This window comes from Undibacterium sp. MH2W (assembly GCF_049340215.1).
In the GTDB taxonomy this organism is placed as follows: domain Bacteria; phylum Pseudomonadota; class Gammaproteobacteria; order Burkholderiales; family Burkholderiaceae_D; genus Undibacterium.
This window is the reverse complement of record NZ_JBMPPA010000006.1, coordinates 46,924-65,456: the sequence shown is the minus strand read 5'-3', so window position 1 is coordinate 65,456 and position 18,533 is coordinate 46,924. Positions and strand designations below refer to the sequence as shown.

General features: G+C 47.4%; 11 protein-coding genes. 4 read left to right on the top strand and 7 right to left on the bottom strand.

Features of this window, described 5'->3' with window-relative positions:
* Window positions 1-317: 317 nt before the first annotated feature.
* From ACO0K2_RS15025 to ACO0K2_RS15010, 4 genes are all read left to right on the top strand, one after another.
* Window positions 318-854, top strand: coding sequence for a cytochrome b (locus ACO0K2_RS15025; RefSeq protein ID WP_423020236.1), 537 nt, complete (start codon window positions 318-320; stop codon window positions 852-854).
* Between the two features lie 69 nt (window positions 855-923).
* Window positions 924-1,436: a YceI family protein gene (locus ACO0K2_RS15020; protein ID WP_423020495.1), complete on the top strand. Its 513-nt coding sequence runs from the start codon at window positions 924-926 to the stop codon at window positions 1,434-1,436.
* Between the two features lie 103 nt (window positions 1,437-1,539).
* A complete protein-coding gene (locus tag ACO0K2_RS15015; protein WP_423020234.1) occupies window positions 1,540-2,106 on the top strand; it encodes a YceI family protein in 567 nt (188 codons plus the stop codon).
* 148 nt (window positions 2,107-2,254) lie between these two features.
* Complete coding sequence (locus ACO0K2_RS15010) at window positions 2,255-2,683, top strand: MarR family winged helix-turn-helix transcriptional regulator (RefSeq protein WP_423020232.1); 429 nt, start codon at window positions 2,255-2,257, stop codon at window positions 2,681-2,683.
* Between the two features lie 42 nt (window positions 2,684-2,725).
* Here ACO0K2_RS15010 and ACO0K2_RS15005 read toward each other — a convergent pair whose 3' ends face one another.
* The 7 genes from ACO0K2_RS15005 to tgt all read right to left on the bottom strand — a co-directional run bounded on the left by ACO0K2_RS15005 (window position 2,726) and on the right by tgt (window position 18,508).
* The gene (locus ACO0K2_RS15005) at window positions 2,726-9,733 is read right to left on the bottom strand and encodes a hypothetical protein (RefSeq protein WP_423020230.1); all 7,008 of its coding nucleotides are present in this window, start codon (window positions 9,731-9,733) and stop codon (window positions 2,726-2,728) included.
* Window positions 9,734-9,789: 56 nt separating this feature from the next.
* Window positions 9,790-12,714: a beta strand repeat-containing protein gene (locus ACO0K2_RS15000; protein ID WP_423020228.1), complete on the bottom strand. Its 2,925-nt coding sequence runs from the start codon at window positions 12,712-12,714 to the stop codon at window positions 9,790-9,792.
* 156 nt (window positions 12,715-12,870) lie between these two features.
* Window positions 12,871-13,425, bottom strand: a complete 555-nt coding sequence (locus ACO0K2_RS14995) for a hypothetical protein (protein ID WP_423020226.1) — start codon at window positions 13,423-13,425, stop codon at window positions 12,871-12,873.
* A gap of 426 nt (window positions 13,426-13,851) precedes the next feature.
* Entirely contained in the window at window positions 13,852-14,793 is a 942-nt protein-coding gene (secF, locus tag ACO0K2_RS14990) for a protein translocase subunit SecF (RefSeq protein WP_423020224.1), read from the bottom strand.
* Window positions 14,794-14,826: 33 nt separating this feature from the next.
* A complete protein-coding gene (gene secD, locus ACO0K2_RS14985; RefSeq protein ID WP_423020222.1) occupies window positions 14,827-16,713 on the bottom strand; it encodes a protein translocase subunit SecD in 1,887 nt (628 codons plus the stop codon).
* 76 nt (window positions 16,714-16,789) lie between these two features.
* Window positions 16,790-17,125, bottom strand: a complete 336-nt coding sequence (gene yajC / locus ACO0K2_RS14980) for a preprotein translocase subunit YajC (RefSeq protein ID WP_423020220.1) — start codon at window positions 17,123-17,125, stop codon at window positions 16,790-16,792.
* A 249-nt stretch (window positions 17,126-17,374) separates the two neighbouring features.
* Complete coding sequence (tgt, locus tag ACO0K2_RS14975) at window positions 17,375-18,508, bottom strand: tRNA guanosine(34) transglycosylase Tgt (RefSeq protein ID WP_423020218.1); 1,134 nt, start codon at window positions 18,506-18,508, stop codon at window positions 17,375-17,377.
* Window positions 18,509-18,533: the final 25 nt, after the last annotated feature.

The window sequence follows — 18,533 nt, the reverse complement described above, 5'->3', positions numbered from 1 at the left end:
TCACCACGTAGAGGAAAACCCTCTACGCATCATGTGAATGTGAAGATAAGCGCCATCATTTTTTGATTGCGCTTATTTTTTTAACCACTATAGTGATGACACAACCAATCAGTGCTGTGGCGTCAACAACGTTGCGGTAAGGTCGCTGCAACATCGCAAAAATAGCAAAACTTAATAAAAGTATTTTCTTTTTAGCAATGAAACAATGCAGTGCCGACCACCGCCAGCCCCAAAAATAGCCATCGCAAGCAGACTTGAACTTTTTTTGCTATATTAGTTCTAACACGAACTAATTTACTTTTTAACTGGAGTTCTGCATGACGGAGAATCAACGCTATCCCAAAACGATCGTGATCTTGCATTGGGTCATTGCCCTGCTGATCGTGTCGGCTTTTGCACTCGGTACTGTGATGACGGACATGCGTATTAGTCCTACCAAGTTGCAATATTATTCTTATCATAAATGGATCGGCGTCACCGTGCTCGGATTGGTCGCGATTCGTTTGTTGACACGCCTTTTCACACGTGCACCAGCGCACCCAACTGGCATGAGCGCGTGGCAAGCTAAAGCCGCCGACGCGGTACATGTGCTGTTATATGTCCTGATGTTTGCCGTTCCGCTATCGGGCTACTTTTATACATCCGCTGCAGGCTATCCAGTGGTCTACCTCGGGCTCGTTCAATTGCCGACCTTTATTGCTCCCGATCCTGCGTTAAAAAGCTCGCTCAAAGAATTACATGAATTACTCACTGATGTGATTCTGGCGGTCGTGGTTTTACATGTACTGGCTGCACTAAAGCATCAATTCATCGATAAAGATGGCTTACTGCGTCGGATGACGCTCAACAAATAAATTTCAAGGAATGCTATGACTTTTCAATTGAACCCCAAACACCTGATCGCATCGGCACTCGTTGTGGCGATGTCCGTACCAGCCTTAGCAGCAGTGGTGCGTGTGGATAACGCAAAGAGCAACGTCGCTATCACCTTTAAACAAATGAATGTGCCCGTCGACGCCAAGTTTAAGAAATTTGCCGCCAACATCGATTACAACGCCGCTAACCCAGAAACATCCAAAGCAAATGTTGAAATCGAACTCGCAAGTTTTGATTTGGGTGATGCTGAATACAACAAAGAAGTGCTGAAAAAAGAATGGTTTAACGCAGCGCAATTTCCTAAAGCGACGTTTGTCTCTACTGGTATGAAGGCGAACGGTGCAGGTAAGTTAGTCGTTACGGGTACATTGACGATCAAAGGTAAAGCAGCCAATGTGAGCTTCCCAATGACGGTCAAACAAGAGGGCGCCAATCAGGTATTCGATGGCACCCTCCCAATCAAGCGTCTGACATTTAATATCGGCGAAGGTGAATGGAAAGACACCGGGATGGTCGCCGATGAAGTCGCAATCAAGTTTCATGTAGTCACCACGCAGTAACTATCACACAAGCGGTGAACACAACGCCGCTTGGTTTTTATGTTAACTCTGGAATGTTAACGATCATCGTCCACATTCCGTTATTTTTCACTCAGGAGCATCTATGAAATTAGCAACACTTATCGCAGCAGCGTTCGTCGTTAGTGCAGCACCAGCATTTGCAGATAACTACACCATTGATCCAACACATACTTACCCAAGTTTTGAAGCGGACCATTTTGGTACGTCCGTTTGGCGCGGTAAGTTTGATAAAACAAGCGGCAACATCACTCTCGATCGCGTTGCAAAAACAGGTACAGTCAATATCACCATCGATACAGCATCGATCGATTTTGGTTATTCAAAAATGAACGACCACGCAAAATCTGCTGACATGTTCAACGTAGAAAAATTCCCAACTGCGACATACAAAGGCACATCGATCAAATTTAACGGTGACACACCAGTCGCTGTTGAAGGCGAATTCACTCTGTTGGGCGTCACAAAGCCATTGACACTGACAATCAACAAATTCAAGTGCATTCAACATCCAATGTGGAAAAAAGAAGTATGCGGTGCAGACGCATCTGCTGAATTCAAACGTACCGATTTTGGTTTGAACTATGGCACACCACGCTTCGCACCAGAAGTAAAATTGGCGATCCAAGTTGAAGCTGTCCGCGCTGACTAATTATGGTCCTGCTTCATAAGCATCTCTGATTATGAAGAAAACTTCCGTCCTGCTGGTGATCAATGTTGATCAATGTTGATCATTGTCGGGACGGAATCCATCATCAAGAAGCATACCGCCTGTGCTTCAGATACCCACCAATGAATGTATGAGTAAACGTCACCTCCGCAGCATCCGTCTCTTATGTGAATGCGTCCAATTATTCGAGTCCGCATCCAACCGTACTGTTCGTCAACTCGGTTATACCCCTGCACAGTTTGACATCATCGCGACCCTCGGAAACACGTCAGGCATGACATGCAAGGAACTGGGTGAAAAAACACTGATCACGAAGGGCACGCTTACGGGTGTACTTGATCGCATGGAGCAAAAAGGACTCATTATTCGTGAGCGTGGCGGCGAAGACCGACGTCAGTTATTTGTAAAACTCACCGCATCAGGTGAAGCAGAATTCACAAAGGCTTTTCCACAAGTGGTCGAAGCAGGAAATCGCCGATTTGCCAGTTATACAGAAGAAGATTATCAATTGTTAGAACTAACATTGACCAAACTAAAACAGCAATTAATCGCTGACTAGTAGGCAAGCTCTCCATCTCCAACATCCATCTCGACGCGGCGTTCACTCTCTGAGTCCGATACTCTTTTCATCAAATTTGAGTCGTAGACGGAAATAGAAACCTCTGTCTGTGTAGTTATTGGCGGTAAGATCTGGATCTCTAAATCCAAGCACGTTATATCCAGCACTCAGCCAGGTATTGCCGAGGATTTGATAACCGCATTCAAGCCCTGCACTCCGCTGCATGACACCACCAGTACCACGCATCAACGCAGCTTGAATGCCAAGATCCCATTGACGGAAGAGATCGTGGATGTAGCGCCCTTGGAGTAATTGCGCAGTGTATTTGCTATTGATACCGCTAGCGATGTAATCACTTTGTTTTGCGGCCAATCTCAACATCACTTCCGTTTTTTCGTCAGGTTGAACATGGGCGTTCAGTGAGAAAATAGTAGTGACAGTGTCCTCTGGTAGTGCCGTCAGATTCCCAGAAACGGGATCAACGGCCTGTGCACCATTTGAATTGCGAGAGCGATTATGTTCCAATCGACCTAAGACATTCCATGTATCAGCGAGAGTACCATTCTCGCTTGTCTCCTTATTCAAGGGACGATATGCAAAACCAATTTGCTCCCTTATCTGCAATAAATTACCGGCTGTCGGACTCATTGCATCACTCAGCAAAAAGCGAGACAGTAGGCTCCACTTGTCGTTTATTTTATAAGCGACCGCCGCTTTATTGAGTACGGTTCTGGCATCATCTCCTTCACGACCTTCCAAGGTGAAACTCCCACGCAGACGATCTTTCCAATCGCCCGTTCCCAGAAAATCAACATTACCCGTTAATGCCGTCGAACGCACTCCCGGTATACCGGTCGCATTCCCTAATTGGTCTGTATGTTCTGCGCCGATTGTCGCATTCCAACCGTCGGAGATCTTTAAGGTATGGCGAATGCCCGTCGCGGCCACAGCAGATCGACCATCGATCGTATCATTCAGTCGCAATTCATCATACGTTTTTGTCGCTTCTGAATACGCATTATCGATACCAACAAGCCCTAGGTTACGCGGTGTGCTTGCTGTCATTTGACTCGTTCCAAACAAAGAATCGATTATTTCATAGCGACCATAAATGCGGGTTTTATCATTGAGCTGATATTGAGCACCAAAGGCGACAACATGTTTCTCCTTCGCATTGAGCGCTTGTTCGCCCTCGATATACACTTGACTTTGCGAGAGGCCAGGCATCGCCGTCGTAAAGCGGCTTCGGAGACTCACAAAGCTATCTGTATTAGTTGCTACCCCTAAACTATTAGCAGCGGGAATACCTCCTGCGATGCTCCCGCCTGAAGAGACGCTACCGTATTCAAAGTTTCCATTCGGTGAATTCACCTCTTGACCAGCATGTAATCCCACTTCAACCGTCGATGCGGTCAGCACTTTTGTCTGAATACTCGCACTCACACTGCGCTGCTCCGCGTTATTCTGTTCAGTCTTGGCATACATCATTTCTGTTCTAAACCGCGTGGTTTCGCTCAGGATAGATGTGCTGTGTTCATTGAATAGGGTTTGTCCCGCAGCGATCGCCGCACCTGGATTATCAAAATGCGTACCAGTATGTTTCCATTGGACGAGGTATTGCAGCGTTGGACTTTCATGATTCACCTCAACTCTCTCTGCATACCCCGTCTGTAACGCACTGGTATCCGTTCGTACGATTTCTCCTGAAGCGGACGTAAAGTCATCAATCTTACTGAGTACAGTAATCGCCTCCATTCGTCGACTATCCACCGGATTACCATCGTAAGCGCCAATGAATCCAAGCTGCAGACGGTCATTCCACTTCATTTGTCCATCGACCCCTCCGACCCAAAATGTGGGACCTCCATTACTGACCTGGTACGTAATACGGATGGATTGTGGATTGAGATCACTATCGAGTGTTGCAATCGGTCGTGTGAATAAAATCGATTTTGAGATGCTATCAATCGAATAATCATTAATCCGTGTCATTGCTTTCGTCGACAAAACAATCTCTGACTGGTTCTTATCACGGACAATTAATTGGACTATTTCACTGTTAATGACGAGGTCACCGGGCGCAGTCAATAAATAAGGGCCAGAGGTTCCATTCGCTGGAATTTCTAAAATTACTTGCGTAGAATTGTCACGTGCTAGGTAGCTATTCACCCGCACATTGCCATCTCTGTATTCATCCCGAATACCCGTCAATGTACGATTCACCTGACTCAACTGCCGCACTTCGGTGCTCGTTGATGCGGTAAAGTCTCCATACAATAAGTAAGAGCGATTTTTATCGAGACGAAGATAGAGGCGTCCTGTACTTTGGGCATCAAAAACCTTGGTGGAGGAATCTCCATACACTGGATAGTATTGATCTGGCCGAATATCGCGAAATAAAGTGGCCTGCGCCTGTTTATCAGAGTCGTAGGATGCCGTTAGCAAATATTCTCCTTTGATAGTACCTTTGAGAAAGAATGCCGCCCTCGCAGCGGCGTTTTTGTCTGTTCCTCTTGAAAAATTGGACAATTCTTCTTCAAACTGATCCCCTGCCCTTGGTAAACCCAATACGGCACCATGGCGCAAATGAACAATGCCCTCGATGATGCCAATGCCTGTGAGCGGTCGCAGGTCAGGCAAAAATACAATACTCGTATGTTCCGATAATTCACCACTGACGATAGCAATGCGCCCCTCACCCGGCTGGTCTGGCGGGATCAGTTCGAACTCCGCCTTGCCACCGTCGATCATTGTCTGCATCCCTGCTAATTGCGAATTCTGATCTACGCCAACCCACCGACCAAGATCGGTCTCTAGCGTAACAGGTGTCCTTGCAGCCACGACAATGCCTTGCTTATCGACTATTTCAACCTTCACTTTCACGGGTGTTTTACCGTCAGCTAGTGCTGTCCCAGACACCTGTACCTTGATTTGTGCAATGTTGCCCGGAACGATGACAGTGATTTTTTTCTGGCCATGGTGATTACCAAAATTATCCAGCGCTTGAATAACGAGTTCATTCGGTCCAGGAATGAGGTTGATACCAATATATTCCCACCCTAAAATATGTTTATCTTCAATTGAAGAACGCTTACCCACACGACTCCCATCAATATCCTTGCCATTGACTTGGAGAAGAAAATGGGAACCGAGCATCCCTTTCACCCGCAGATTCAATTGATCGCTGGGCAAAATATCGCCATCCTTGATATCCATGAAATCAAGCTCGTTCGATGAGGTCAATAACGCCGCCTCCATCTCTTTCACCACCGAGTTTGATCGTAGAGCGCTATCGGGTGTATGGTCTGCAGTATTTATTTTTTCACTCTGTATGCTTGAGGGCAGAACTTTCCCATCATGAATTGCTGCATGTGTCGTGCTACCAGCACTTGCAGCCAAAGAAGAAGGAGTCGACGTCGCATGTAGCGCTTTGGGAAGTGAGATGAGCGGCACATCAGTGCCCGTGACTTTGCTCAGATTATTGACGCTATCTCCGCCACTCGCACCCGAAGCTGGACCCGCATTGACGTTGTTATTCGTCGACGGTGTGTTCGCCTTCAAATCTAATGCTGTCAGCACCGGCAGATCATTTTTCTTTCCCTGAAAAGCGGCGCGTCGACGGTTCACTTCGTCAATCACTTTCTGATGATCACAGTTACTGATGTAAAAATTTGCCTGATCTAATTCACCATTTTTGACATCAACGAAGCGACTGTCAGGAGCGCCGGACTGGCGATGATCATTCACTTCCAAGATGGCTTCTGGAGGCAAAGTAGTGCGATCAATTTTTAACGCATGTGTGATGGCACGAATACCGTAAATACTCCATTTACCCTCACTGTCTGTCACCGCGCCCGTACCATCCTCAATGAAGAGTCGCACGCCAGGAACGCCTATCGCTTGCGATGCCTTGCCTTCCTGTTCGCATCGAAGCATGACTTTTCCGAAAATAAATGCATCATCGGAGAACACACCGCCGGTGACATGCACCACTGATTTTGCCGTGTTTGACTGCAGTGCTGTCGATCCACTGACCGCAAACGCTTGTGCACGATTAATGGCATCACCTTGCCTTACTGCACCCACACCAATGCGAACGCGATATGTCAATGTGAGATGCGCGTTGGGTGCCAACGTCGCCGATGACAGTGAATAAATGAGACTTACGTGATCGGCCGAATCAGGGTCAGCCATCTTGACGCCGTTCAAGCGAGACGAACCAGTCTGATACCGAAATCCTGGGGGTAAAAAATCATGGAGATGAATGCCACTGAGATCGCTCCCACCAGTATTGGTCAGTGTTAATGTGTAATCCAGCGCATCCCCTAATTCTGCGGTTGTTTTGCTCGCCTGCTTAACGAGCACCATCGAACCAGGTGAAGCGGCTGGATCAAGCGGCAAATTATTATTGGTGACTTGACATGCGGGGACGCCATTTGCAGTGGCCCCAGCGACGAATTGTAAATAGTAAGGTGTAGGCTGTTGATCGCTGATACTCGGTGCTACGCCAGAGATACTGCCACACTGCTGGTCTGCGCCCTTTTGTGGTGGAATAATGGAGGATGGCCACACGAGACCCGAATTGGGCGGTGGCGTGACAGAGATTTTGTATTGACAAAGATCTGGCGTCACCAGAAAAAAAGCGTACGCACCATTATCCTCAGACATCATTGAAACTGTGCCGTCAGCATTAAAAATGAATCCGTTTGTTCCAAATAAATCTGACGGGACAATGGGCTTTGCGGGCCCGTCGTTGCAACTAAGACGCTGAAGCGTCACTATTGCCTTTGTCACTGGCTCAAACGTTTGCGAGTCATAGACGATCCCCTGTGAAGCCATCACACTGGTTGATGAATTCGCACTGGTAGCAACAACAAATAGTGCAGGCGAGAGAGCCATATTATTGCTACTCAACCCTACCGCCCACGCTTTGTTGTTGAGCAAAATCGTCATACCGACCTCAATCGGCTTCAATACGATTTGAACTGTGAAGCTAATGTTTTCGGATTTCCCAGGCAGTAGTGGTTGCATACCATCGACGATATTCAAAGACAAGGATGCAGGAAAACTGGCAACTGGATCACTATTATTTTGTCCAGCTCTGTCACAAGTGGCATGACCTGTAAATTGCGATGATGGAATAAGAATGCCATTTGAAGCGACTGGTGCGGAAACAAGACGCCAAGACGTGACTGGTCCATTTTCCGCATCCATTTGAAATGCACAATCGAGATTATCCGCGATGTGTACAAACGGTATAGGTACCGATCCGGTGTTGGTGACAGTAAGATGATACGTAATGTTATAGACCCCTGGCATACCACTTAACACCGGCTCGTCAGCGGTTTGTTGTAGGCTCATTTGTGGTAGCAAGGTGCTAATCGGTGTAGGTGTGTTGCTTTTCTCCGGCGCGCCTGCTCCTGATGGATCAGGATCACGTCCATTCGTCGATTGATCAACGACTACCTGATTGCCATCGGGCGTTGCCGCAGCCTGTACAGAGGCATTGTTATATAGAGTTGCCACCCCAGGACGATCTGATGAATTAAATCGCACTGAAAAATTGAGTGTGAATTCACCATTCACATCAAGCACTGCACCCGGCGAGAGCATCGAAGAATGCGCTGCCTGCCCCGTAAAATCAGCTGAAAATTGCGCCTTCGTCAAACTACCGATCACCTGGGTTATGCTCGTACTCCCTGGCACAATGGTGTATTGTCCCGCGGTTAGCGTGAGCGAAGGATTAAAACTACCCAATTGCGTATTACCGCCTTCTAGAACATCCGTCACAGACACGTTGTAAAGAGGCGCCGTACCGTAATTTTTAATACGCAATGACAATGCGACAAGTGCGCCGCCATCAAGCTGACCTTGGGCGTTTAAAGAAGCAACCGTAGGGCTTGCGGCAAGCGCGGCACCAATCTTCTCGTTATTCACAATCGAAGAGATAATATTGGAACTTTGCTCTTGATTTTGTTGTCCGTCATAATAATCAACAACAGCCATGCTCAATACAGATCCTGTGGTATTGCTCAGTACCTTCATATCAAATGTCATCGCCAAATCACTGTTGGTTGGCATCGTGGGAAAGCCGACTGCGACTTCAATGGCGCTTGCATCGTCACCAGCAGTGCGATAGCTCATCGGTGGATCACCTGGTAAGCGGAATAAGCGAATAGTATTGGCATGTGAGGCACTTAAACTTCCCAGCACGTACTGCATTCCAGCTGGTACCACTTCCCGTAGTAAGATCAAGGAACTAGGCATACCATCAACGAGCAAAGGGCTGCTATTAGGTGTGTAGATGATACCGGTCGCAGACTCGATGCCGATATTAGAAGCAAGGACACGATAGCTCATCGTGCTAATGCCTGGAAGAATAATGGGGTCTTGTTTGACGACGGTATTGCTGAGTGTTATCGCAGCGTTATTACCTAATTCCACAATATCCATCACCGAGCCGCTCACTCCGCTCGATTCTGCCGTCACGTTTAACGCATAGCACGCTTTTCCTCGAATAACGTTCCCTGGTGTTTTGCTCTTCACGATCAAATTAACACCCTCTCCCGGTGCGAGCTGGAATGCACGTGATTGACCAAGATTGATTTCTGTTTCACCGGGCTCAACGACGCCGTTGTTGTTATGATCTAGCCACAAGCTGAGTGAAGACAGTGTCACATCTGGAACACAAGTGTCAGTCGTGGGTCCAATATGAAATACGTAGGTAGACGTAGCATTACCCGTATTGACCAGCAAATGCGGCAACTGACTTGTTAGATTGGGTCCACGTACAACGTGCTGATTTTGGCTGATATTGAACCTCTCCAAACTCGCAACGGTACTCACAAGGATGTTGGATGTTGCTGCTTGCAACGCCCTATTTATGTCAGAGGGATAATAATTTGCCAAAGCACTTGTCTGCAAAACAGTGCCCGCTAATGGCGGTGTAGCATAGGCAAAGCAACACAATGTGAGCATCACGATGCTCACTATCCAACGCCGCCAACCAGCGCGATCATTGATTAGCGAAAGAAATATTTGTCGTTTCATATTTTCTTCAGCATTGGTTGGCGCAATGTGTTTTAAAGCAAAAACTGATTCTTAAGTCAGTTATCCACCTTGACCGAAAAATTCATCATCGCAGTACCACCGGGTGGAAGCGTGTTGGTACCACCACAAGTCATCGACGTTGATGTTTTGGTTGAAGTAAAGCTGCCACTTCCAGAAAAAGAGCAAGGTGTTGCAGGTTGTATCGAAGCAATCGACGTGTAAGCAGACGCGGTGTCGTTAATCGTCAAATTCGTCACGTTACTGGCTCCTTGATTCGTCACGATAATCAGATAGTTAATGCAACCTCCTGGCACAACATTCACTTGTGCTAAACCCGCGCTCCCCTGAATCGGAACAGCTGTTGCACTACAGGTGCTATCGAGTACCTGATACTTGATCATCGCGATGGAAGAAGAGACAACCGTCGTCACGTCAGTGGCTGATTGTGCGGGACAGGTATTAGGTGCTGGTGTGTTATCTGTTATCGTCAAGATCAGCGTATCGCTTGCACCGAGAGCGATTCCCCCTGGCACGAATACCTTAATAAGCAGGCGCACATTGCTACCAGGAGCGATCGCTCCAAGTTGTCCATTACTGGTGATCAATACGGAGTTTTTATTGATCACGCCAACATTATCGGTATCCACATAGACAGAGGCTGACCACCCAGCGGCAACGTCCGCTGCGGGCAATTGCGCGCTGATGTTAAAGCCACCTGTTGATCCACAGGGTTGCGATCCCGTATTAGTGAGTGTGTGGGGGTACACGTAAGAGGCGCCAGAAGACGCCTGTCCATTACTAGTTGTTGGACTCAGATTGAGCGTGAAAGTTTTCACCGCGGTCACGTTGATGGCGTCAAATAGAAAATCCGAAAGCAGCGTTCCGCTCGACGATGGCGAGACTGCCTGCGCTCTGAAATAAATATTCTGCGTGCCGACTGCAGCGTTCAGTGGTGGTGTCACACAAGCCAAAAGACTCGCCTGCCCACCCGCTGCAACAACCAAAGGAGTGGATAACGGTGTTCCAGTATCACAACTGCCGCTCGCCATGAATGTCACTGTCCAGCCAGATGGTAGCGCGCCTGGGAAGCTCGAAGTATTGCTGTAACTCACATTGTAGCTATTGGTAATTGTGTCGTTATTTGTTACCCATAAACTAAACGACGTCGTTGTTCCAGCGGGCGTTGACTGCACAACCGTCGGCGCTGTACTTGGACCTGGCCCAATATCACAGGTCGTCGGCGATGAAGAACAGGGGGTACCTGCCGCACTATTTTTCAAATCGAGCAAGACACCTGTAATCGTCTGCAACTGATCCCACACCGCATCCGGAACAACCGCCGCACCCGCAGAAGCCGCCCCAGTGGATGTCGCGGTTAAGAGGACAAAGGAAGGTGTGCTTGTTGCTACAGCGTTTGTGGGGATTGTCGCTTTGACGATCACAGTAAAACTATTGGCAGTGCCGGGGGCAATCGGTCCTGTAGTGTATTGATACCCGCTCACGGAACTATTAATCAGTGTTTGTCCATCAGATTGATACAGACCGAATACGGTTCCTGCAGGGAACGTACTGCCACTTAATGACAAGGAAAAATTATCTGTGCCATTACCTGTGTTAGTGACAAACTGCGTAAACGTAACGACACTACCAGGTGCAGAAGACGCCTGTGATACAAGATCAATACCGCTCTTATTTGGTGCTCCCGCGACGCCATTCGCCGTATCAGCAATAAGTGATTTCACGTTAGCCACAACGACACCAAATTTTTGCTTCACAACAAAAACGGCGGTGTTTGTCGCTATCGTCGCGCAGCTTGTGGCCGTCCCTGTACACGTCGAGGGACTGTAACTCGCAAAATTATTGGCATTCGTTCCACCAAAAGTGGCAGCAGTATTGACCAATGCGATAAAGCTGACTGAACCAGACACATTGGAGCCAACGTCGGCGATTTGAATATTCATCAGTCCATTCGTCGTGGCGCTGAAGGTGATCCCGGTTGGATTCCCGGTGCCTGCATCATTTAATGCCACACCAGGGTTATTACTCCACACAGTCGATCCCGTCACATAGCTCAAGCCTGACGGCAACGCATCCACGATAGAAAGAATGCCTGAGGAAGCACCGTTATTGTTGTAATTGATCGTAAAGACGGTGTAGGTACAGCTTGGTGTCGAGCTGAGTGTCGTCGAGTAGGTGGTGGTGCAGCTCGGGTCGCTGGAAGCATTACCACTATTCAGAGCGCTCACAGGCCACGCTACCTTACCCGGTGCATTCACGCTTGGAAGGCCAATCACCGTATTCACGCCAAAAGACGCTGCCCCTGAAAACGTGACCGTATCAGTGCTTGTGAGTGTGCTGGGTGAATAGCTTGATAGCACAGTTGACGAAGGATCCACCGTTGCCACCACCGCCGCAGTATCAGACGGCCACGAACCCGATGTCGCCGTGGTCGGCAAACTATAGGCAACAACAAAACGAAATGCACTACCTGCAGCAATCGTCTGCTTGATCGCCGTGGTACATGCCGTCGTCAAGCTTGAACATAACGGTGCTGTATTTGCCGCTGGAAGTCCGGTTCCATTTGGATCCGCATAAATAGCAATACCAGCAAACGAAGCGAGAGTTCTGTTATCGGAGACGCTGATGTTAAACGTATCACTTCCATTCCCTGTGTTGACCAACGTGTGTGGGGCGTAGACGGTACTACCCGTTGTTCCACCCAGACTTGTTCCAGCACTAAATGTCATCGCGCCAACCTGAGACACATTACTCACAACGGCATTGGACGTGACACTGCGCTGTACATTGACCGAGTCAAAATAGGTGGCAGTCGCCTGATTAATAATTTTCGTATTAGCAGGCGGGGCAGCACCATGAGCAACGGGTAAAACACAGAGGAATGTCAGAAGTAAACTGCGCTGCGCAATACAAACTAAGCGCATTTTTTTTCGCAAAAATCGAGAGATCAAATAGCCTATCATGTGTAGCTCCAAGGATCTTTCATGACTGCTTCAGAAGTCATCAACGTCAGATCGTTATCATCTTTTTTGTTATTGCCCGACATTTCAGTTTTCTCCCAACAATCATTGATCGTCATTGTTTTAACCTGAAGTATTTTTCAATTGATGGGCAGTCAGCTAATGCGTATTAACTTTTGCCCGCAATGAAATCATGACCACTTTCCCCGCCTCCAACTTTCCTAACATCCAACGTAAATTGCGATACTCAGCAGCAGGTACATCTTCAATATGTGCGATACCCTTGGCATCACTTGTTTTTTTCCGCAGTGGAATTGATCCATACTTTCCATTCGCCGTTGCCGCTAAAGTTGGCGCCAATTGTTGGTGAGACGCCGGTAGATATTCCATGCCCTCTGGAACGGGAAGCGTTGCTAATACACCACTAATCGCTGACGATCCGCCGTTGCGGTATGTCGCCTGATACTCAATTATGTCGCCGGGTTTAATCACACTCACCTCTTCCAGTTGCTCTTTATCACCGACGACAGTGACCTTAAATTGTTTTAAAGTGATCGCCAAAGGAGAACTGATTTCTGTATTTTTTTTGCTTTCACGATTGGATACATTTTCTCCATTCGCATCCATCGCTGAACCCAGTGATAGTGCGAAGAGAAGCCCCAGCATTCCCGCATATACGCTGTGATGCTGCGAAATAATGAGACTTAATTTCATCCATGCCCCGCTCTTGAATTGGTCGTTTGCTTGACGAAAAACCGTCGACTAGATCAGTGATTTTCAACCGCTCTTTTTTCTAATGCCAATAGCGATCTCGCTTATCGTTTTCGCTACTGTTCATCTTTATCAAGTGCACGTCTATCGCTATAAATAGGTTACCTAAGCGTGTCAGGTTAGACAAAAAATGAGCGAGAGAGCGTGTGCCGCATTAGAACGACCGGTAGAGAGATGCGGTGCAGGAGGTATAACGAAAAAAGAGAGGGCGTCACTCAAAAGAAGAATGAGATGAATGAGATAGCGGGAGTAAAAAAATTGCTGTGAATGAGAAATAAAAAAAGCCAGCAATTAAACTGTCCAACTAAATGGGGTCAGTTCAATCGCTGGCTTTTCTAAAATACGCAATGTCAGTAAGATCTGAACCGATTACACTACTGCGCCATCGGTATCGTCTTTTTCTTTGACTGGCTTAATCAGATCTTCACGCTTGACGCCTAACCACATTGCAATCGCGGCAGCCACAAAAACTGAAGAATAAATACCAAAGCAAATACCAATCGTCAGCGCAACGGCAAAGTAATGCAAGGTAGGTCCGCCAATGATCAACATCGACAAGACCATCATCTGCGTACAACCGTGAGTAATGATCGTACGTGAGATGGTGCTGGTAATTGCACTATCAATCACTTCTTTCACAGTCATCTTACGTTGCTTGCGGAAGTTTTCACGAATACGATCAAAAATAACCACCGATTCATTCACCGAATAACCCAGCACCGCTAACACCGCAGCGAGAACGGACAAGTTAAATTCCCACTGAAAAAATGCAAAGAAACCCAAAATGATGATCACGTCATGCAAGTTAGCGACAATCGCCGCTACCGCGAATTTCCATTCAAAACGGATCGCGAGGTAAATCACAACACCAATCACCACAAACAACAACGCCATCAAACCATCATGTGCCAATTCATCACCGACTTGCGAACCGACTTGTTCTGTCCGCTGCAACTTCACGTCAGGATCAACCGCTTGCAATGCTGTGAACACTTTCTTCGCTTGATCATCTGCTGATGTGTTTTGTTTAGGCAATGGCAAACGAATGACCACATCCTGTGCTTTACCAAACGTCTGCACAGGCACATCCGCATACCCAAGTGACTCGACGGTCTTACGAACCATGTCCACGTCTGCTGCTTTGGTGTAGGAGACTTCCATCACCGTACCGCCCGTGAACTCAACAGAAAAGTGCAGTCCCTTGTGGAACAAGAAGAAAACAGCAGCCACAAACGTTAAAGCAGAAATGACATTGAAGATCAGCGCATGGCGCATGAACGGAATGTCTTTTTTAATGCGGAATAATTCCATAATGAATCCCTGAATTCTTATCTAGTCTTACGATTATTGAGCAACGTCAGTGCTGTCACTGCTTGGTTTCCAGATCTGACCAATGGATAACGAAGTCAGTTTCTTTTGACGGCCATACCAGAGATTAACCACACCGCGCGACACAAAAACGGAAGAGAAAATCGAAGTCAGAATACCGAGGCAATGCACGACCGCAAAGCCCTTGATCGGACCAGAACCAAAAATCAACAGCGCCAGACCAACGATGAAGGTCGTTACGTTCGAATCCAAAATAGTGGCCCACGCATGTCCAAAGCCTTCTTCGATTGCTTTTTGTGGTGATTTACCGCCACGCAGCTCTTCACGAATCCGCTCGTTAATCAGCACGTTGGCGTCAATCGCCATACCCAGCGCCAGCGCAATTGCGGCGATACCAGGCAAGGTCAATGTGGCCTGCAGCAACGATAAGGTCGCGACCAGCAACAACAAGTTGACGGACAGCGCTAACACACTAAACGCACCGAACAACATGTAATACACAACCATAAAGACAGAGATGGCAGCAAAACCGTACAAGGTTGAATTACGACCTTGCTTGATGTTCTCAACACCTAACTGTGGTCCGATTGTACGTTCTTCGATGATTTCCATTGGTGCTGCCAACGAACCTGCACGTAACAACAGCGCCAGATCGCTCGCGGCGGCAGCGGTACCCATCCCTGTAATCTGGAAGCGGGAACCGAGTTCATCGTTAATCGTCGGAGCAATCAATACTTCGCCCTTGCTTTTTTCAAATAACACGATGGCCATACGCTTACCGATACGGCTACGCGTTGCATCACGCATTTTGCGACCTCCGTCGCCGTTCAGATCCACAGACACGGCGGCTTGCTGACGCTGATCAAAACTCGCAGAAGCGCTGGTAATGTAATCACCCGTGACGACAGGATCTTTATTCAAAATCAACCATTCACCACGGTTCGATTTAAACAATTCAGAACCAAACGGTACAGGCGTATTGGTGTCAACAGGACCGATAACACTATCATCAAGCAAACGAACTTCCAGTGTCGCCGTACGACCGATAATTTCTTTTGCACGAGGAACGTCTTGTACACCCGGCAATTGCACAACGATACGATCAGGGCCTTGCTGTTGAATAATCGGTTCAGCTACGCCCAATTCATTCACACGCTTAGAGAGCGCGCTGATATTTTGTTTCACGCCTTCGGTAACCACGGCCTTCAGGGCTTCTGGTTTCAGACTTGCTTGCAGATTAAACTCGGTCGCATCGCTTCCAGCAACATCGACAAAATTCACATCCGTCAACTGCGACACTAACAGCGCTTTTGCAGCAGCACGTGTTTCTGCATCACGGAATTTAATCGAAATCATGTCACCGTCGCGATTAATACCGGCGTGGTGAATTTCTTTATCGCGCAACGTCGCACGAACGCTCGATTGCAAACCGAGTACGCGTTTGCTTAAGACGGCCTTGGTATCGACCTGCATCAGAAAATGCACACCACCGCGCAAATCCAGACCCAGGTACATCGGCAAGGCATTCAAACGTTGCATCCACTTTGGCGTATTCGACAACAGGTTGAACGCAACAGTATAGGTTGGATCTGATGGATCGGTATTGAGGGCTTTTTCGATCACATCTTTGGCTTTGAATTGCGTATCCGTGTCGGCAAAGCGGGCACTAACGGTTCCTTGTAAGCCATTAAAATCGTAAAAAATACCATTGTCTTTCAGGCCAGCTTGTTGCAATGCCTGCTCAACGCGATCAGACAAGCTGCTATCAATTTTGACTGTCGACTTCGCGCTACTGACTTGTACGGCTGGCGATTCGCCAAAAAAATTCGGTGCCGTATATAAACCGCCAAAAATAAGCGCGATCAAAATCAACAGATACTTCCAGAGTGGGTAGCGATTCATAATAAAAATAGAAATGGAAGCTAAAAAGCACAACGCAGTCCAAGGTGAAATGGACTGCGTTGCCGGTGTTTACTAATTAAATCGCTTTAATGGTGCCCTTCGGCAACAACATTGTGATAGCAATTTTTTGTACTACGATTTCTGTGCCAGTCGCAACTTCGATGGTCACATAAGCGTCGGTCACTTTGACCACTTTGCCTAAAATACCGCCCGAGGTGATCACTTCGTCATTTTTTGCCAAAGCGTCCATCATTGCTTTTTGCTCTTTCTGACGCTTCATTTGTGGGCGCAACATCAAGAAGTACAGCACCACAAACATCAACACCAACGGCAAAAAGCTCATCAATCCACCATCGCCACCAAGAACACTTGCAGCACCAGCGGACTGCGCATAAGCGTTAGAAATAAACACGTTAAGACTCCATTCGTTATAAGAATCAGTGGCAGAACACTTCAGACCACTTTTTGTTGCAATTATCCTTATGTCGTGACATTTAGGACATTTTCAATTAGCAAAGCGCCACATTCTAGCATTGGCAGGCAAAAATACTGCTTTTTCCAGTGTTAAGACGAAAAAAGCCGCATCATGACCGTCGTTTCTGATCATCAAATTTTATCAATTTAACAACCATTACAGACAGGAGATCACTTCTGACCCGTTTTACACACCACGCGCACGGTCTGCATGGAACTGCTGCACAAATTCAGGGAACCGTTCGTCATCCAATGCTTTACGGATGTTTTTCATTAAATCCAAGTAGTAATGCAGGTTATGAATGGTATTGAGACGTGCGCCAAGAATTTCACCGGTACGATGCAAATGATGCAAGTAAGCACGAGAGAAATTCTTGCAGGTATAGCAGTCGCAAGTCGCATCTAATGGCTCTTTGTCTTCTTTATACCGTGCATTTTTAATTTTGACGTCACCAAAGCGGGTGAAGATCCATCCATTGCGCGCATTACGCGTCGGCATCACGCAGTCAAACATATCGATACCATTGGCCACGCCTGCAACCAAGTCTTCTGGCGTACCGACACCCATCAAATAGTGCGGCTTGTTTTCAGGGAGTTTTGGTCCGGTATGCGCGAGAATACGCATCATGTCTTCTTTTGGCTCACCGACAGAGAGACCACCGATCGCAATACCGTGGAAGCCTAATTCATTCAAGCCTGCCAAGGATTCATCGCGCAGATGCTCAAACATGCCGCCTTGAACAATCCCAAACAACGCATTCGGATTTTCGTTGGCATTAAATTCATCAATCGAACGCTTCGCCCAACGCAATGACATACGCATCGATTTACCTGCTTCTTCAGTCGTGGCAGGTCGACCATCGATTTCGTATGGCGTGCATTCGTCAAACTGCATGACGATGTCGGAATTTAATGCACGTTGAATCTGCATCGATATTTCAGGCGACAGAAACAGGCGTTCGCCACTAATCGGCGAAGAAAACTTAACGCCCTCTTCGGTGATCTTGCGCATCGCGCCAAGAGAAAACACCTGAAAACCGCCGGAATCGGTCAGAATGGGCTTATCCCAGCCCATGAAATCATGCAAACCACCAAACTTATTGAGCACACTGAGTCCAGGACGCAGCCACAAATGGAAGGTGTTACCCAGAATGATATGCGCATCAATCTCTTTCAATTCCAGCGGCGACATGGCCTTGACCGAGCCATACGTACCAACAGGCATAAAAATCGGTGTTTCGATTTCACCGTGGTTAACCTTCACACGACCGCGACGGGCTGCCGTGGTCTTGTCTTTTTTGATGAGCGTAAATTCCAGCATAATCTTTCCTTGTGCCCTTCGTCGA